This is a genomic window from Fodinibius sp. GM108, from assembly GCF_058386985.1.
In genome coordinates this window covers 44,315-62,658 of the sequence record NZ_JBYEIR010000013.1, presented here as the reverse complement: position 1 = coordinate 62,658, position 18,344 = coordinate 44,315, and the positions used below count along the sequence as shown (strand labels likewise).

Genomic DNA, 18,344 nt, shown 5'->3' with positions numbered 1-18,344 from the left:
ATGAAGGGAATAGTTCTAGCCGGGGGCAGTGGTACGCGTTTGTATCCATTGACAAAAGTGGTTTCTAAACAGCTGATGCCAGTTTATGATAAGCCGATGATATATTATCCGCTATCCGTATTAATGCTGGCCGATATAAGGGAGATACTGATTATCACGACTCCGGAAGATCAGGAAAGCTTTGAGCAGTTGTTGGGAGATGGGTCCGAGTGGGGACTTAACCTGCAGTACGAGGTACAGCCTGAACCGAAAGGATTGCCCCAGGCCTTTACTATTGGAGAAGATTTTATTGGGCATGACGATGTGTGCCTGATTTTAGGTGATAACATTTTTTATGGGCAGGGTTTCCAACCCAAACTTCAAAAGACTGCCCGGAATATAAGTGGAGCAACTGTTTTTGGTTACTGGGTAAATGATCCTGAACGTTTTGGTGTAGTTGCGTTCGATGAAAATCGGAAGGTGAAATCGATTGAGGAAAAGCCGGAAAATCCAAAAAGCAATTATGCGATAACCGGTCTTTACTTTTACGACAATAGAGTGGTCGATATAGCCAAAACATTGGAGCCTTCCGACCGAGGTGAATTAGAGATTACGGATGTTAATAAGCAGTATTTGGAGTGGGATGATTTGGATGTAGAGCTATTGGGCAGAGGGTTTGCCTGGCTTGATACAGGGACACATGAGGCTATGAGTGAAGCCTCACAGTTTGTTGAAACCATTGAACGGCGACAAGGTCTGAAAGTAGCATGCCCCGAAGAAATTGCCTGGCGCAAGGGATGGATATCGTCAGGAGATCTAGAACGGATTGCTTTTACATTGAGCAAAAGTGGATACGGCCGCTATCTGGAACAATTGATTCAGAAGGAGGAGCATGCTTATGCCTGAAGTGGAAATCATAGAACTGCCTAAAAAGAAAGATCCGCGGGGAAACCTCACATTTTTTGAGGATGAAAACCAGATTCCCTTTGAAATTGAACGGGTGTTTTGGACCTACGATGTGCCGGGCGGACAACGACGCGGCGGACATGCATACCATGAGCAGCAGGAGTTTATTGTGGCCCTGAGTGGCAGCTTTGATGTGGTAGTTACACATCCGGACGGAAAGGAAGTGCGACACCAGCTGAACAGATCTTACTATGGATTATACTTGCCGCCCCAAAAGTGGCGTCATCTGGATAATTTCTCAACAAATGCGCTATCGCTGCATGCTTCGGATATGAGATTTACAGAGGAAGATTATATCAGAGATTTTGATAAATACAGGAGGTTATATGCAACCTAGTACTGTTTATGATTCAACACTTGTTCAACTGCCGAAGGTGTTTAATGAAAAGGGGAATATCACGGCTATTAATAACCTTGAAGGTATCATCCCCTTCACTATTGATCGGGTGTATTATTTATATGATATCCCGGGAGGAGAAGGGCGCGGTGGACATGCCCATACCGAGCTTGAACAACTTATTGTGGCCGCCAGCGGTAGCTTCGATCTGATGTTAAGTGACGGCACGACGAATAAAACCTTTAATCTTTCCCATCCATATTACGGGGTATACATGCCGCCCGGCCTTTGGCGGGAGCTGCACAATTTTTCCTCTGGTGCTATCTGTTTGGTTCTTGCTTCAGAAAAATATAATGAGGCAGACTATATCAGGGATAAAGAGAAATTTAAACGATATAAGAGTAGCGATGATACATCACAAATCCGACGTACAGTCTGAGCATATTGGCAAAAATACTTCGATCTGGCAGTTTACAGTTGTTCTCGCGGATGCTCGTATCGGTCGGGACTGTAACATCAGTTGCAATGTATTTATTGAGAATGATGTGCAGATAGGAAATGAGGTAACCATAAAAAGTGGTGTTCAGCTTTGGGATGGATTGCGGGTTCGTGATTATGTTTTTATCGGTCCCAATGTCAGCTTTACCAATGATGAGTATCCAAGATCAAAGCAGTATCCGGATCAGTTTCAGCAGATCGTTATTTGTGATCATGCTTCAATTGGAGCGGGGGCCGTTGTTTTGGGGGGTACGAAGATTGGAGCATATGCCATGGTTGGTGCCGGTTCAATAGTTACAAAGGATGTGCCGGAAAGGGCTTTAGTTGTCGGACAACCTGCCCGAATAGTAGGCTGGGTAAACGATGACGGTTCCAGGATGAAAAAAAGAAATGGCTTTTGGATCGACAGTAATACCCAGAAATGGATGGAAGAAAAAGAGGAATTAGTTAAAGTATGAGTGTTCCATTTCTAAATCTCGAAACTTATAACAGCAGGTACGAAGACGATATTCGTGCCTCTATGAACCGGGTGATAAGTTCGGGCTGGTATTTATTTGGAGAGGAAAAGGAATATTTCGAACAGGAATTTGCGGATTTCATCGGAGTAGATCACACCATCGGTGTTGGCAGTGGTTTGGATGCATTGAAAATTATTTTAAAAGCTCACAGCCTATTGAACGATTGGGAAAAAGGCGATGAAATAATTGTACCTGCCAATACTTTTATCGCCTCCATTTTAGCCATTATGGATACTGATTTGACGCCGGTCTTGATAGAACCCGATGAAGCTACATTTAATATCGATCCGGATTTAATTGAAGATGAAATTTCTTCTCGAACCAAGGCTATCATGATTGTCCATTTATATGGGCAAAATGCCTATACCGAAAAAATAGGTCAGTTGTGTAAAAAATATGATCTGAAATTAATAGAAGATGCTGCCCAGGCACACGGTGCTTGCTTTGAAGGGCAACGCATCGGTTCACTGGGTGATGCAGCAGCCTTTAGTTTTTATCCCGGTAAGAACTTGGGGGCCATGGGAGATGCCGGAGCTATCTGTACCAATAATCAAGAACTTGCTGAATGTTGCCGGATGCTTAGCAATTATGGGGCTTCTTCGAAGTATCAATACAAATATAAAGGTCTTAACAGCAGGATGGATGAGCTGCAGGCTGCAGTGCTCCGCGTAAAATTGCAAGGACTGGATGAAGACAATCAGCGCCGCCGAAAGATTGCAGAGTTTTATCTACAGAACATTAACAATCCAAAAGTAAAACTGCCGGTGAATAAAAAGGATGGTGATGTTCGGAATGACGAATCACACGTTTGGCATCTGTTTGTGGCAAGAGTCCAAAAAAGAGACAAGTTTATCACTTTTTTGGATAAATATAACATTGAAACGGGAATTCATTATCCAGTTCCTCCGTCCAAGCAAGAAGGATATTCTGAACTACATTCTTATTCGCTGCCAATAACAGAAAAGATTCATGAGGAGATAGTAAGTTTACCCATTAATCCTACATTAAAAAAAGATGAAGTTAATAAGGTTATAAAGGTTGTAAATAGTTATGGATAACTCATTTGATTTATATATACATATAGGGCCTCCCAAAACTGCTACAACTTCTCTTCAGAATTACTTTTATAATTTAGAAGAACCTGATTTGTATTATGGAGGTATAACGCCATTCAGGCCAAAAGTAGACGAATTGATATGTAGAGCTATTTACCGTTCTATATTAGGTTTCTCTTCAATCACCCAGGAAGACATTTTGACCTCTATCAATTCGAGGAACAAAAATACTATTATTTCAAATGAATCTTTTCTGCTGGATTTTCCTAATTATCCTTGGCAGAAAAAGATTAAAAACTTATACAAGGTCTTGGATGGATTAAATCCTAAATTAATAATCGTTTTAAGGCATCCTGGTAAAGCTATACGTTCATACTACCAAGAACTTTATTTTAGACTAAATAAAAGCAATATCAATTCAATCAATGATTTTGCAAAAAGTAACTACTGCAAAATATTTAATTATTTAGAACTAAATGCTGTACTTAAAGATGCTGGCTTTAGTGATATCATATATTTGGATTTTAAAAAACTTGTAGGTCAAGGTTACTGCTTAAGTGATGTTTTTGATATCAATTCGAAAAAGCGTATTTCATTAACCCAAAAAAATAAATCATTAAGAGAGAAAGGGAAATTCATAGCAAAAAATCCATCATTAAAGCAATATATGTTTTATTGCATGTCTTCAAGCTATCCTGAAAAAATACCAACTTCTCAAGCTGGAAAATTATTAAAGAAGCTATATTGGTCTATACCCAATATAAAATTAAATAAAGATGCAGTAGTAGATACGAAAATAGATATAGGTGTTGTAAATAAAATGAACAAATCTTATGAAAAAATGATAAAAAAGGCCATCTGAGAACATGTTTATAAATATCTGTAATAACTCGGCTAAGTCTGTGACTCGGCCAGTTTTAGTTTTAATTTCTAATGTCTGAGTTTCAAACTTGAACCAGTAGATGAACGAAAGATCTCTTCGAAATATATGACTGATATCCTTAATCATTTTGCCAAGGAAGGGGGACTAAACTATATCCCCATTCGGCGGGGATGGTTTGAAGTGGATGATACTAAAGACCTGGAAATAGCCAATAATAGGATTAATAAAGAATTAGCAATCAAAAAGGGTTAAACATTAACAACGATGAGTACATTACATTTGCACATTGGTTCTGGTAAAACCGGAACGACCTCAATTCAGGAAGTTTTTCACGCAAACAGGAATCAGCTTAAAGAGCAGGGATTTATTTATCCAGGGCCTAATCCCGATCACCATTTATTGTTTTTTGCATCAAATGCCCCTCAAAAAGATTGGGCGCGAACCTATAAAGGATTAGAACATGAAAAGCTTAAAAGTGTTCTTAATAACTATTTCACTAAGTTACGTCAAGATTTAAAAAGTGACGATGACCAGATTATCTCTACTGAATATCTGTTTATAAGCAATCCCCAATATATAGAGAATATCGTCACTTTCCTTCAAGATTATTTTGATAAGATCATCGTATACGTTTTTGTACGTGAACCTGTAGCATTTTACCGATCACATCAGCAGCAAATTCTTAAGGCAAGATCGTATATTTCATCTCCCTTTGAATACAAATACGACTTTAAAGGGACTATTGAAGCATGGTCTGAACACTTTGATACAAAACTTATTAAGTATGTAAAAGGAAAAAATTCATGCAAAACTTTATGTGATCTGATTGGAATTGATTTTGATGCACTTTCTCAGAAAGAAAAAAGAACCAAAAGGTCTGTTTCTATTGAACAGATGACTCTGTTGGAAAAAATCCAAAGGCACCATTATTCCCATATTGATGATCAGCTTAACGGTAAAATCCATTTAAAGACACTGGTTCATATTACAGCGCCTTTTACGCATAAACCTGAACTGCAGGATTGGGTAAAAAGTATTGTTTATCATAATCACCGCGAGGATCTTTACTGGCTAAATGGAAAGTATGGCATCAATTTTCTTCAGGATTATCCAGAAATAGACGAGCTTCCGGATCTTCCCACCTTTGGAAATGACAAAGCTGCTGTACGTGATATATATAAAGTAGAAGATGAGCAATCTGTAGAGAAGTATGAGACTATAGTTGTAGATGCGCTACTCAAGAAGCTGGTTCAAAACAGCCAGTAATGAGGTTGTTTTATCTTGATATCGGTATTACAGCGTATAAACATTTCTTTTAATCCAACGTCAATAGATATGGGTAAGATAACCATGTTCGGTTAGGATATCCCAATAGTTTCTTTTAAAAAATCATTCCGAATATTTCACGACGCGGCATAATGAAACTGCTCTTAAATATATTGTACACAAAGCCCCCATATTTGTCTAAATCGGCGGCTAAAATAAAAAACAAAAAAAATATTTAAGAACCCCGCCAGCCCAACGATAATACCTGTGTCATGCAGATACTTTAACATATTTCACAACAATTAAAAACGGAGAAAAGTTATGGCAAGTTTTGGAGATTTAAACAGGGTAAACACAAACATACAGTCGCTGGATTCTCAGCTGTCGCTGAATAAGATCAATAAGCAGATGGCTGAGAACCAGCTGAAGATGTCAACCGGTAAGCGTATTAACCGTGCCGAGGACGATTCAGCAGGTTTCTCGATTGCGACGAAGTTGCGCAGTCGTATTGGGGGACTGAACCAGGCGATGCAAAACGTGGGTGATGCGAAGTCCGTCTTGGATATTGCCGAGTCCAGTTATGGAACAGTTATGGACAACTTAGTCGAGATGAAAGGACTCGCTACCCAGGCGTCCAATGATACCTTGGGTGAAGAGGAGCGGGGCTTTATTGGTGAGCAAATTGAAGCCTTGGGCGAAGACATTAATAAAATTGCTGACCAGACAGTCTATCAAGACTATCAGTTGTTGAATGGAGATGATACAACTGCTACAGTTAGTGGTACTCTTGAAATGACTTTCCAGGTTGGTGAAAGGGCAGAAGATACTATTGAGGCAAACTTAGATGCTGTTAATGTTGCAGAGCTCTTTAATTCTGGGTCTACAACAGCAACAAGTTTGGGAGAAACAACTACGAATGGTGGTGCAATGGCCAATGGTGATGCTATACAAGTTACTGCTGCTGGAACAGCTGGAGCTGCAAGTCCCGGTGGTGAAATTCAAATTAAGAACACTGATAATACTGTTGCGAGTTCAGCTGACTTCCGAGCTTTCTTGGATGATGTTGATGACGCTATTACAACAATGTCAGAAAATGTTAATGAGATTGGTATTACCCAATCATCGCTGTCGGTACGTGAGCAGACACTTTCCGAATCAGTAAGTGCTAACGAGTCAGCGAAGTCTCGTATTATGGATACTGACTTTGCGAAGGCACAAAGTGAGTCTGTCAGGTTGCAAATTCTGCAACAGACCGCAACATCCGCACTGGCGCAGGCCAATAACGGACCACAATCCGTACTCGGATTTATCGGCGGCTAACACACCTGACTCCTACATTGGTTACAAATCCATACTGTCTTCGGGCAGTATGGATTTTTTATTTACCCGTACTTCTCACAAATATTTTGTTATTAATTCTTTATCACCAATGTAAGGTTACAACTTGCATGGATAACAGTGTTTTTTTGCTGCGAAATTTGCCCCTCAGTAGCGTTGATCTGCCGGCTGGCGGATGCTCAATGTACATAGGTACATTTGCCGCCAGTTTGTCTTTGCCTTGCTGAGTAATAAATTTCTTGGTAAGAATTTCGGTTAGATGTAGATGGAACGCGGATGACACAGATATAGCGAATAAACGTAGGTAGGATAGAACCCTGTACATCTTGCAAATCATTATTCAAAGTTCGAATTGTAATAGAGAAAACAAAGATTTCTCACTTCTCCCGAAAGTTTTCGGGATTCGTTCGAAATAACATCGGAAGGAGTTGTACTTTCTTGCTTTGCCTTATTTTTACCTCATGCCTAAGCTCCAGCTTCGGCATGAATCCTTAAAGCTTAATAAGCAGAAGAAATCCTTCCCAAGCTGGAACTTTGGAAGGAAATATATCGGCACAAGCAGACGCTTGCGTCATTATGTTGTTTTTGGGACACTCTGGACGTCATTCCGACTAAGTCCGCTGGGGTTAAGCGGACGCGCGGAGGAATCTGCAGAAGCTTGATTTGTGTATTTGCCTGGATAAATTTGTCGGCTTCTTATTTCCTAAAAACATTCCTCCTTCTCCCCGAAGTCTCGGGACAGGCAAGGAGGAACCCTTTGTCTCTCAAACTATTCAACAATCAATTTGAGAGGCTTTTAAAGTCCCTCTTAGAGCCGCGACCGACGGCGTGTAAGAGGGATTTAGAGAGATTGAATAAACCTTAAGTAACTAGATGTTAATTCTTAAAGTTCGACTTTGTTGATCGTCGGCGGAGAGATTTTTGTTTCGATTTCTTTCACTACTGCGTTATAAACTTATAGCTCAGCTTGACCATCCTTACTATCGCAGGTGAAGAGATTATTATTATAGTTTAATATTAGCGAAAAGGTTTTTAAATCTTAAAAAAGCCTTTTCTTGCCTTGGAAGGGAAAGGACAGGCTTACAGATTAGCAACCCTCGGATTGCAAAATTATTTGAGCACTTACATTTTTCTTTGTTCCTTAAATTCAGTTCATGAAAATTGAGTGAAAATCAGACTTAAATTTAAAAAGATATGAAGACGCTGAAAGTAGGCTTTATCGGGTCGGGATTTATAGCACATTTTATGGCGGAGTCGATGAAACAAGTGCGTAATTTGGAGTTGTCAGCTGTTTTAAAACGCAGCACTTCAGAAGAGCTGGCTCAATTTGTCCGAAAAAATAATCTTGGCGAAAGCAGAATTTGCAATACCATAGAAGAGGTGTGCCAGCATTGCGATGCCGTAGCAGTGTTGGCTCCGAATTATGTGCGGGTTGAAATCGTCGAGCAGATTGTCGATGCCGTAGAAAAAGGAACAGAGCTTACCGGCATTATATGCGAAAAGCCGCTGGGACGAACGGTTGCTGAGGCCCGGCGTTTGTTAGAGCTGGCCGATTCCGCCAACTTGTTGACGGCTTATTTCGAAAATCAGATTCATATGCGAGCCATTAATAAAGCATTGCTCCAGCTGGAGCCACAGCAGCAGGAGATGGGAAATTTTACCCTCGCACGCAGTACCGAAGAGCACGCAGGACCGCATAACGGCTGGTTCTGGGATCCCATAAAACAGGGTGGCGGCGTACTTTCGGATATGGGCTGCCACAGCATTGCGGTCGCCCGACATATTCTTACGCCTCTTGGCAAAGAGCCGGGATTTCTGAAGCCCATTTCGGTACAGGCCGATACCTGCCTGCTAAAATGGGGACAACCGAAATACAGGGAAGAGCTCAAAGAGCGCCACGGAGTTGATTACGGCGAAACACCGGCCGAGGATTTTTGCACCGGTATAGTGACCTTTAAAAATCCGGAGACCGAACAAATTGTTAAAGCGCAATTTACCGATTCCTGGATGTACGACAAGCAGGGTTTGCGGCTGACAATGGATGCCCTTGGGCCGGGCTATGCCATGGAGATAAATACGCTGCTTTCTCCACTCGAAATTTTTATTGGCGATGATGCCGCCGAGGCTGTGGCCGATGCCGAAACAGCGCTCGAAAAATCTACCTCATCCCGCGGACTGCTGACCGTTCAACCGAATGAAGCCGATCTTTACGGATATGTAAGTGAGCTTGAGGATATGAAAAATGCCTTTTTAAATGGCGAAGATGCGTTGTTGGATTGGGAATATGGATTTGAAACCACCTGGATTTGTCAGGCTGCCTATATGGCTGCCGAGCGCGGTGAGACGCTGGATCTTACGGATAAAACGATTAAGGAAAATCTTGAGAACTATAAATCATTAATAGCCCAGGGAGAAGGCGCCAAGGTGCTTTTCGATTGATAACGTTAAGTGGTTTACTAGCAGATTGCGGATAGTTTTACTTTGCCTTCGCTATTTCAACTCTACGGCTAACTTTTGCCATACTGCCAAAAATACCGATACCTCCGGTAATGTTACCATATCGTGTATTCTGAATTTCGCCGTTGGAGAGTGTCGTTCCTTCTGTAAAATCATCATTTGATCGCACATAGTCGTAGAGGTTGTTATCTATGGCATAAGCCGAGAGTTCGTTGGGGCCATAAAAAGCGATCAGAGACCAGGGAATTGTTAATACGATATCTTTCTGCTCATTTGTATTGAATTTCTTTTCATTATATACATCCGATGAATTAATAAAATAGCTGTTGATCCACATTTTATGCTCTTCTACAAGTTTCTGATATAGAGGTGTCAAATTATCCTCAGAATTAGCCAGCGACTGGGCAGTAAATAAATAATAGGACTGACGTCCCGGATATTGACTTGGTGTTGTTGAAAAGCTAATCGGCGGTTCTTCGCGGTAGACGTATTGCTTTGGAATCTCTTTGGTAACTTTAAACGCTTTGGGTACCGTAGTTTTGGCCTGAACAGTGTCTCCTCCCTCAAAAGTGATAACCAGCTCATATTTTTTCTGGGATTTTACCAGCTCGTTGTCAACAGGCTGATAGCTTCCCAGTTTTGCGTGTTCATACCGGTACCGTTCCGCGATGGATTCATCGTCGTTTAGTAACCTTATTTCAACGGTGGCATCTTCTACAGCCACTTTCTTTCTGTTGAAATCCTCTTCCAAAGGGATGGTCCGTGTTATCCTCACTTCGGGTAGAGTATCCGTGGCTATGAGATAGGATTCTACGGCGTAGTGCGATTCAAATTGATCGCCATCCATGTATAACTCGCATCCGGTAAGTCCGAGGAGACACAGACTTAAAACAGAAAGGGGAATTCGGTGTTTCATGGCATCAGAAATTTATTTTATAGGATATGCTGGGCAACATGGGGAGCAATTGCACTTCTTCTCGATGTTCGGGTGGTTTATCATTGAGATCAAAATTGTAGAACCAGGTATTGCGGTGCGAATACACGTTGATAGCTTGGAAATCCCATTCTGTGCTACCCGATCCAAAAAATGTTCCTTTTCGCGAAATACTCAGATCCAGTCGATGATAGGGAGGTAAACGTGCGCCGTTAACTTTCCCGGTGACGATTTCATGATTGCCTCGATCGCTAAGCGGCGATCGAAAAGAAAAGGTTCTGGCAATAGGTTTGGTATAAGGTTTACCGCTGGTATAGGTGAAGTTTGTTGCAACCGACCATTGCGAATTCAACTGGTATTGAACTGAGATATTGAGGGCATGAGTACGGTCAAAACGTGTGGGAAAGAAACTTGCCTCTCCATCTTTGGCAAGAGGCCTGTTGGTATCGGGAAAACGACGTCGTGCAACGCTGAAAGTATATCCCAAAAAACCGGTCAGTGGACCTATATGTCTTTCCAGTAAGAATTCCGCTCCGTAAGCATATCCTTCTCCAAACCGAAAGGTCTCCTGATAAGGCAGTCCCGAATGATCCGGAATAAAGGGATCGGGTTCAAACAGATCATACATAGTGCGATAATAAATTTCGGTATCGAGCCGGTATCCCTTGAAGGGAAGGGTTTTAATCCCCACTGCATACTGGTCGCCCGAGGAGGGAGGCACGCCTTCATCGGAGGAAAGCCAAACATCTAATCCGGAGAATGCCTCATGTGATACAAGCGTCATGTTCTGGTGATAGCGTCCGTAAGCCGCTTGCAGTCGTATATTTTTTGAGTGATGATATTCCAGGGATAATCTGGGTGCTGTCCTAAAATAACTGCCCGAGGCAAAATGGCTCAGCCTGATGCCGGGAGACAAAATAATGCGGTCGGTTATAGACCAGTTGTCCTGAATGTATACAGCTGCATTTGTAGTCTGATTGCGAGAATTGAAAGTTAGATCTCCTTCCTCTTTGTCCTCAAGTTTAATAATATTGTTCTCGATTTTGATACCGGATAAAATATCGTGTTGGTCATTCGGCTGATAGGTAGTGTTAACATTAAGCCCCAGATTGTAAACATCGTTTGATCGCTCATAGGGTGTTGTGGCAACATCAAACGTGGGGAAGGTATAATAACGCGAACCGGAAACGTTGGCTGATAAAAGAAAATTATTCGAAAAAGAGCGCTTCCAGGTGCTGCTGATAAGTTGGTTGCCGTAATTAAGGGTGATGTTGGCATCATCCGAAAAGGGAAAATCAAGGAGATCACTTCCTGTGTAAAATGACAGCGATAATTCGTTTTTGTAATCCGGGTTTAAATGTATTTTTCCGGTGGCATCCATGAAATAAAATTTTTCTGGGATATCATCATATGTTCTGTTGAGTACGTTTAGCAGTGGTTCTAAGGTGGATCGCCGTGCTGAAATAAACCACGATCCGCTATTGTTCGCCAGGGGTCCGTCAAGCGAGAGGTTGGTCGCCAGCATGCCGAGTGAAAGTTCACCGGCAAGTTCACTGTCATTGCCGCTTTTGTTTGTAATAGATAACACCGACCCCAGGCGTCCGCCATATTGTGCGGGATATGTACCTTTATAAAGGGTAATATCTCCCACTACACTCGGATTAAAAGTCGAATAGAATCCAAAAAAGTGAGAAGGATTATACAGTGTTGCCTGATCGTACAGGATAAGTGTTTGGTCAGGGCTACCACCGCGAATGTGCAGGCCGCTGGACAGTTCCGAACTCGATTTAATTCCCGGAAGCAGCTGGAGCGATCGAAGAAGATCATCCTCAAAAATCGAGGGGAGCGAACTCAAAAAAGAGGGTGTCACGTTTGCCTGCCCAATGTTTCGCTGCCCGGAAGATGTCCCCTGTTGTTTTACGATAAGCTCCTCAAGCCTGAATGTTGTCGGTTCTAATCTGATGTTGAGATTGGTCCTTTCCCCGGATTGTACTGATATCGTTTTTTCAAATTTTTTATAGCCGAGGAAGGATGAGAAAACTTTGTATTCACCGGTTGGGAGTCCCTTAAATGAAAAGTATCCGGTCGTATCTGCTGAGGTCCCGACATCTTCTGAAAGTATAACATGAGCTGTTGGCAAAGGTTCACCGGTTTCAGCATCGCTGATATATCCTTCGACGATGGATTTTTCTTGTCCATATACAGCGATGGGTATAGATATAAGGAGTAAAAATGCGGTCAGATATTTCACGACTGATAGTTATTTGTTCCACTTAGACTCTCTCTTCTTTTATCGGCATGATTGTATCTGACCTAAACGGAAAAAGTATTAATCCGCTAAAGCTTCGGATTAGGTGTTGTTCCCGGTAAAAGGGCAAGATGAAGCAATAGAAGATGCTAAATAAGTGGGGAGGGAACTATTTTCCTTGCAGAAATTATTTCTGCTAATCCAATGCTTAACGGAAACAACAGCTGATACTTACTTATCCAGCTCTTTATTAACGCAAGTGCTACTTTCTTTCTCAAATAGAAAAGTAATAAACCACAGAGTAGAATTTTTATGTAGATTAATGCCCCTAGTTATTTGTTAGATCGCCTCGTCTTTGGCCTATCGTCAAAATTCGGTCCGAAGCATCGGACCTTGCGATGACAGAAAGTTGTTAATGCTACAGAAAAAAAGAACCTGTCATTGCGAGCAGAGCTATTCCATGAATTTTTTGGAATAGCGAAGCGTGGCAATCTCCCAATGCTTCTTGTCTTTGATTTTTACTGGGGATCGCCGCGGTCAACCGGCAAAGCCGGACTCCCTCGCGATGACAGTTGTAGGGCGAGTGGATAAAAATGTGGCAATCTCCCTTATAGGAAATGCTTTTTTAGGGATACTATGGTCTGAAGCCACGGAATGACAAACTCATTCTTATGACTCACCCAGCTCTTTATTTACAGCAGGTGCTACTTCCGTTGCGAAAAGCTCGATGGAGCGTAGCAGTTTCTTATGAGGTATGCTGCCGACACTCATTTGTAGCAGAAAACGATCGTGTTCAAAAATTTCGTGCTGGAATAAGATCTTATCAATTACTTCCTGAGGACTGCCTACAACATTGGCACCGCGTAACGTTCGGGAGGCGTCAAATTTATCACGCGTCATTGGCGGCCATCCGCGCTCTTTGCCGATTTTATCCATTGTCTGTTTGAAAGCTGGAAAGGCGATGTCGGCAGCCTCTTGAGAATCATCCGCAATAAAACCATGTGAGTTTATGCTTAGCGCAGGTTTCGAATGCCCGGCTTCTTCGGCGCCGCGGTGATGCAGGTCGGCCAGTGGTTTGAATTGTTCTGGCTGTCCGCCGATGATGCCAAGTGCCATTGGGAGGCCCAGCTTACCTGCTCGGTAGGCTGATTTTTGGGTACCACCTACGGCTCTCCAAAGAGGAATTTGATCCTGATATGGTTGTGGATAAACGCCCCGATTATCGATATCCGCCCGGTGTTTTCCGCTCCACGTGATGATTTCATTTTCGCGCAGTTTTAACAGCAGATCCAGCTTTTCTTCAAACAGTTCATTATAGTCGCTGAGATTATATCCAAAAAGGGGAAATGATTCTGTAAAGGAACCTCGGCCGACCATAATTTCAGCACGTCCCTGCGAAAGCAGGTCTATTGTGGAGAACTGCTGATAAGTCCGTACCGGATCTTCTGATCCGAGAACCGTAACGGCGCTGGTCAGGCGAATTTGATCGGTTCGTGCTGCCGCAGCTGCTAAAATTGTAGATGGTGACGAGGACAGATATTCTTCCCGGTGATGCTCGCCGATGCCAAAAACATCAAGGCCGGCCTCATCGGCCAGCTCTATCTCTTCCATCAGATTTTGTAGGCGCTGCTCGGGAGACAGCTTTTCACCGGTTTGGTGGACGGGGGTATTTTCTACAAATGTATAGATGCCAAATTCCATAGGCGAAAGGTTTATACTAATATGGATATGATTAAGAATTTCTATGTAGCCTCTTTTTACAAGAGTGCCGATTTTAAAACCGCAGAGTAGCGCTGATGGTTTCGCAGAGAATTAATATACATCTCTGCGAAACTCTGCGACTATCTCAGTGTATCTCTGCGGTAAAAATACATCTGATGAACAACACTAGTTCCAAGGGAGCTCCGCTCCCGTAGTATGAATTTCATCCGATTAGGCTTCCCTTATTCAGACCACAGAATCCGCACAGATTTGAACTAATATTTACCTTGGTTTGAAGGCAACAAAAGTTCTAGAATGGTGGATGAAGTAGTGCAGGTCGGGAGTTCAACTCCCTCCCAACAATGTCGAAAATGTTGAAGCATCCTCCGCGTGACTCCGCGATCATCTCTGTGTAACTCTGTGGTAAAAATTCGCCAAACTAGTTCCAAGGGAGCTCTGCTCCCGAAGCATGGATTCTGGGGTTATCCGCTTGTAACTACTAAACTTCCTCCGGATTACCGGTCTCTATCGGATTGCCAGGGTCGTTGCACCATTCATACCACCCGCCGTCGTAGACAGAAATGTTCGGCCAATTCATCAGCCATGCATTCATAAAAGCTTCGCTGCCGCGCCATCCGGTGCCGCAATAAAAAGCGATATTCTTGTCGGGCGTAATGCCACCCTCTTTCCAGGTTAGGGCAACTTCTTGAAATTCACGCATCGTATGATCGAAATTGCGATAGTTTTCCATGTGATAGGCATCGCTGCCACAGTTGCCAAAAACAGCCCCGGGAATGCGTCCTTTTTGCTCTATATAATGATAGCCGCTCCGGTTGCCGATAAACTCTTCCCAGCTGCGAATGCTGACAAGTTCACCGTCATCAGACCTGAGTAGCTGCTTGGCTTCGGGCGTATCAATCATATATTCTGGATGGACGGGAATAGTAATTCCAAAATCATCAATCGGGTTGGGTTTCACCGATTCTGTTGACAGCTCATAACCGGCCGTCTCCCAGCTGGTGATCCCGCCGTTTAAAATCCTGATATCCTCAACACCTGCATAAAGCATAATTGCTGCACAGCGCAGGGCGCCCAGGTGTCCCGCACTTTTGCCGGGGAATCTTTCTTCGTCATATGTGGGCGATGAAAAACGTCCATATATAACGACTGTAGTATCGTGACGAATGCCGTGGTTTTCCAAAGTCTTTTTCAATTCTTCAGGTGTCCGCCGGTTCCAGGTTTCGGTCGATTCCAGGCTGTTTGTATCCAGCGCAATAGCCCCCGGAATGTGGCCTTTGTGGTAATCTTCAATATGATCGTAGTGAGAATGGCAAATGACAAAATCATCATTATCATAATGAGGGGGCTTTTCACCGTTAATCAGCTGCCTAATCCATTCGGGATAAACTAGGTGTTTGAATCTGGATAATTGCTCCAGCGGGAGATCGGGATCCGATGCCCACCCATCCGAAAAATCATTATAGACTTGCAGGTTTTCGTAGCCCAGCTTAATCAGTTGTTCAGCCATATTATGGCTATTATCATTGTAACCGTAGACAACAACAGGCTTATCTGTTGGGATATTCTTTTCTTCCAGCACCTCAACCCAATCCATATAATCGGTCCACTGCAGGGGAATGTTTTTGGCACCGGGAATATGTCCGCCGCGGTGTTCACCATTAAGGGGCCAGCCGTTGTAAGCTGCAATAGGACGACTGTCAATAACAATGGATTCAGGATCTTTTAAATAGTTGAGTAGCTGATTTGTAGTAATCTCTTTGATTTGTTTAAGCATGTATTAGTATTTAAAATTAGGACTCAAGTTAGGCGCCGGAGCTTTTAATATTAAATAGTCTCAATAGTATTTATCATTTTATGTGCTAAAGTGAATGAGATTGATAAAAAATTAACGAAAAAGTAGTAAATAATGATAGAAGATATCAGGCAGTGGATAGAAAATATTGCGATTACGGGTTCGGCATCCAATCTTTTGGTAAGTACGGCCATTCTTATTTTAGCGGTTGTTATTCTGCGTACGCTGATAACAAGATACATTCGCCGGAACGTTTCTTCTATGGATCTGCGAAGGCGCTGGATGGTGCAGTCGCGCAATGGATTAATTCTGCTGCTCTTGTTGGGACTGCTAACAATATGGGGAGAAGAACTGCGTACACTGGCGCTTTCTATTGTTGCTATTGCCGTGGCGTTTGTAGTGGCGACCAAGGAGCTTATTCTCTGTGTTACCGGGTCGATTCTGAAAAGCGGAGCCAGCTCGTTTACTCTGGGTGATCGTATCCAGATCAAGGATTTTCGCGGTGATGTGATCGACCAGAATCTGCTGGCAACAACCATTCTTGAGGTGGGGCCGGGAAAGATCACGCATCAGCGAACCGGTCGTATGACCGTTATTCCTAATGCACTGTTTGTATCAGAGCCGGTAATCAACGAAAGTTATACACACGATTATATTTTGCATGTGTTTACGGTGCCTTTTAAAAGAGAAGACGATTGGCAAAAAGCGCAGGAAGCCCTGTTGGAATCTGCCAATAAGTATTGCCAGCCGTATCTCAAGGAAGTGCGAAAGCATATGGAGCGGATAAGTTATGAGCGCGGTTTGGATATGCCTTCTGTTGAACCGCGGGTGACAATCCAGGTGCCTGCGGCCGGAGAAGTTCATCTGGTTGTTCGAATTCCGGTAAAGTCAGACCAGCGCAGTTATATTGAGCAGTCTATATTATCAGATGTATTTACTCAAAATAATTTTACCTCGGCGGATAATGGTAATCCGTCTTCAAATTCCGATAACATACAAAATCATTAGAGATGATGATTTCTGTTTTTGCGCCACTGTTTAATGCTGGTTGAGAGAAGAGAGATAACAGTAATCGGAATCACAAAATAAAGCATCACAAGGTTGAATTCTGCCAATGCATCGTGTTCGGTGGCCGATAATATGAGATAGGCCGTGTATGCGATATAATAGCTGAAAAGCAATCCGCCTTCCCACCGGCTGATGGAAAGGCCCGTAAAGAAGATTGGCAGTGCTGCCAGAGCGACGGCGATCATGATCGGGATATCAAAATGAAATAGTGCCTGCGATACTTCGATTCCTGCCGGACTGATAATGCTTGAAAATCCGAGGACAGCCAAAATATTAAGGATATTGCTTCCAACTACATTGCCCACGGCGATATCACGCTCGCCGCGAATAGCTGCTATAATCGAGGTTACCACCTCGGGTAATGACGTTCCGGCCGCTATAACAGTAAGGCTGATGATCAGTTCGCTGATGCCGAGGGATTGAGCCAGGGTTACCGCTCCGTTGACAAGCCAGCGAGAACCGAAGACAAGTAGAGCTAATCCCAGAACAACAAAGATAGAGTTTAGCAACCAACTGGTTGATTCTTTGTGGGACTTTCCGGGTTCTACTATCTCGGAATCGGTGTGGCTCTGAAAGAATAGAATCGTGAGATAGCCAATGAGCGTGAGAAACAGGAAGAAACCTTCGAGACGGCCGATATGCTGATTAATGGCAAAAAGGAAAACAGTCACTGAAAGACCAATCATCAAAGGTACGTCGAGGCGAATCAGTTGCTGCGATACGCGAAGCGGAATTATTAAAGCCGAGATGCCCAGAATAAATAGAATATTAAAAACATTACTGCCAACGATATTTCCCAGTGCAATGGCCGGCTGTCCCGAGAGTGAGGACTTGATACTCACTGCCAGTTCGGGCGAGCTTGTTCCTAAAGCAACGACCGTGAGTCCGATAATCAGGGGCGAAATTCCTAATCCGGCGGCAATACGAGAAGCACCGCGTACAAGAAGTTCAGCACCTATAATAAGAAAAGCCAGCCCGGCAAGAAGTAAAAGCATGTTTCTATACGTTGATAAGAGTCAGAATCCAGTTCTAAAATGATGTATTTAATTAGCTATATAAAATATGGTAGGTTCTCGAGAAATAAATTTATTTCATTAATCCCATTTGCATCATACTAATTAATAATAGTAAAGCTAATATCAAGATTATCACAATACGTAACTTTTCTATTCTATGAATACTGCTGCGAGCGGTAATTATCTTGCAAGATGTGCAATGGTAAAGATATCTGGAAAGGTTCTAAACCATTGATGCTTAACAATCCACACTGGGATTTGCCAATG

General features: G+C 42.7%; 16 protein-coding genes. 11 read left to right on the top strand and 5 right to left on the bottom strand.

Features of this window, described 5'->3' with window-relative positions; genetic code table 11:
• From rfbA to ACT3ID_RS17995, 10 genes are all read left to right on the top strand, one after another.
• Entirely contained in the window at positions 1-885 is an 885-nt protein-coding gene (gene rfbA / locus ACT3ID_RS18040) for a glucose-1-phosphate thymidylyltransferase RfbA (RefSeq protein ID WP_491543463.1), read from the top strand.
• The gene (locus ACT3ID_RS18035) at positions 872-1,282 is read left to right on the top strand and encodes a sugar 3,4-ketoisomerase (protein WP_491543462.1); all 411 of its coding nucleotides are present in this window, start codon (positions 872-874) and stop codon (positions 1,280-1,282) included. The genes rfbA and ACT3ID_RS18035 overlap by 14 nt, the downstream gene beginning before the upstream one ends.
• Positions 1,272-1,721, top strand: coding sequence for a sugar 3,4-ketoisomerase (locus ACT3ID_RS18030; protein WP_491543461.1), 450 nt, complete (start codon positions 1,272-1,274; stop codon positions 1,719-1,721). Before ACT3ID_RS18035 ends, ACT3ID_RS18030 begins: the two co-directional genes overlap by 11 nt.
• On the top strand, positions 1,690-2,238 hold the full coding sequence (locus ACT3ID_RS18025; RefSeq protein ID WP_491543460.1) for an acyltransferase: 549 nt from the start codon (positions 1,690-1,692) through the stop codon (positions 2,236-2,238). Before ACT3ID_RS18030 ends, ACT3ID_RS18025 begins: the two co-directional genes overlap by 32 nt.
• Entirely contained in the window at positions 2,235-3,356 is a 1,122-nt protein-coding gene (locus ACT3ID_RS18020) for a DegT/DnrJ/EryC1/StrS family aminotransferase (RefSeq protein WP_491543459.1), read from the top strand. The genes ACT3ID_RS18025 and ACT3ID_RS18020 overlap by 4 nt, the downstream gene beginning before the upstream one ends.
• The gene (locus ACT3ID_RS18015) at positions 3,349-4,215 is read left to right on the top strand and encodes a hypothetical protein (RefSeq protein WP_491543458.1); all 867 of its coding nucleotides are present in this window, start codon (positions 3,349-3,351) and stop codon (positions 4,213-4,215) included. Before ACT3ID_RS18020 ends, ACT3ID_RS18015 begins: the two co-directional genes overlap by 8 nt.
• Positions 4,216-4,341: 126 nt before the next feature.
• Positions 4,342-4,488, top strand: a complete 147-nt coding sequence (locus ACT3ID_RS18010) for a hypothetical protein (RefSeq protein WP_491543457.1) — start codon at positions 4,342-4,344, stop codon at positions 4,486-4,488.
• Between the two features lie 12 nt (positions 4,489-4,500).
• A complete protein-coding gene (locus ACT3ID_RS18005) occupies positions 4,501-5,502 on the top strand; it encodes a hypothetical protein (RefSeq protein WP_491543456.1) in 1,002 nt (333 codons plus the stop codon).
• A 321-nt stretch (positions 5,503-5,823) separates the two neighbouring features.
• Positions 5,824-6,822: a flagellin gene (locus ACT3ID_RS18000; protein WP_491543455.1), complete on the top strand. Its 999-nt coding sequence runs from the start codon at positions 5,824-5,826 to the stop codon at positions 6,820-6,822.
• A 1,212-nt stretch (positions 6,823-8,034) separates the two neighbouring features.
• Positions 8,035-9,279, top strand: a complete 1,245-nt coding sequence (locus ACT3ID_RS17995) for a Gfo/Idh/MocA family protein (protein ID WP_491543454.1) — start codon at positions 8,035-8,037, stop codon at positions 9,277-9,279.
• Between the two features lie 37 nt (positions 9,280-9,316).
• Here ACT3ID_RS17995 and ACT3ID_RS17990 read toward each other — a convergent pair whose 3' ends face one another.
• The 4 genes from ACT3ID_RS17990 to ACT3ID_RS17975 form a co-directional block, all read right to left on the bottom strand.
• A complete protein-coding gene (locus ACT3ID_RS17990; protein ID WP_491543453.1) occupies positions 9,317-10,213 on the bottom strand; it encodes a DUF4249 domain-containing protein in 897 nt (298 codons plus the stop codon).
• A gap of 4 nt (positions 10,214-10,217) precedes the next feature.
• Positions 10,218-12,482, bottom strand: coding sequence for a TonB-dependent receptor (locus ACT3ID_RS17985; protein ID WP_491543452.1), 2,265 nt, complete (start codon positions 12,480-12,482; stop codon positions 10,218-10,220).
• A gap of 666 nt (positions 12,483-13,148) precedes the next feature.
• The gene (locus ACT3ID_RS17980) at positions 13,149-14,180 is read right to left on the bottom strand and encodes an LLM class flavin-dependent oxidoreductase (protein ID WP_491543451.1); all 1,032 of its coding nucleotides are present in this window, start codon (positions 14,178-14,180) and stop codon (positions 13,149-13,151) included.
• A 499-nt stretch (positions 14,181-14,679) separates the two neighbouring features.
• Positions 14,680-15,975, bottom strand: coding sequence for a rhodanese-like domain-containing protein (locus ACT3ID_RS17975; RefSeq protein ID WP_491543450.1), 1,296 nt, complete (start codon positions 15,973-15,975; stop codon positions 14,680-14,682).
• Between the two features lie 132 nt (positions 15,976-16,107).
• On the opposite strand from ACT3ID_RS17975, the gene ACT3ID_RS17970 reads away from it, so the two are divergent.
• A complete protein-coding gene (locus tag ACT3ID_RS17970; protein WP_491543449.1) occupies positions 16,108-17,001 on the top strand; it encodes a mechanosensitive ion channel domain-containing protein in 894 nt (297 codons plus the stop codon).
• Here ACT3ID_RS17970 and ACT3ID_RS17965 read toward each other — a convergent pair.
• Positions 16,998-18,056: a calcium/sodium antiporter gene (locus ACT3ID_RS17965; RefSeq protein ID WP_491543448.1), complete on the bottom strand. Its 1,059-nt coding sequence runs from the start codon at positions 18,054-18,056 to the stop codon at positions 16,998-17,000. The genes ACT3ID_RS17970 and ACT3ID_RS17965 overlap by 4 nt on opposite strands.
• Positions 18,057-18,344: the final 288 nt, after the last annotated feature.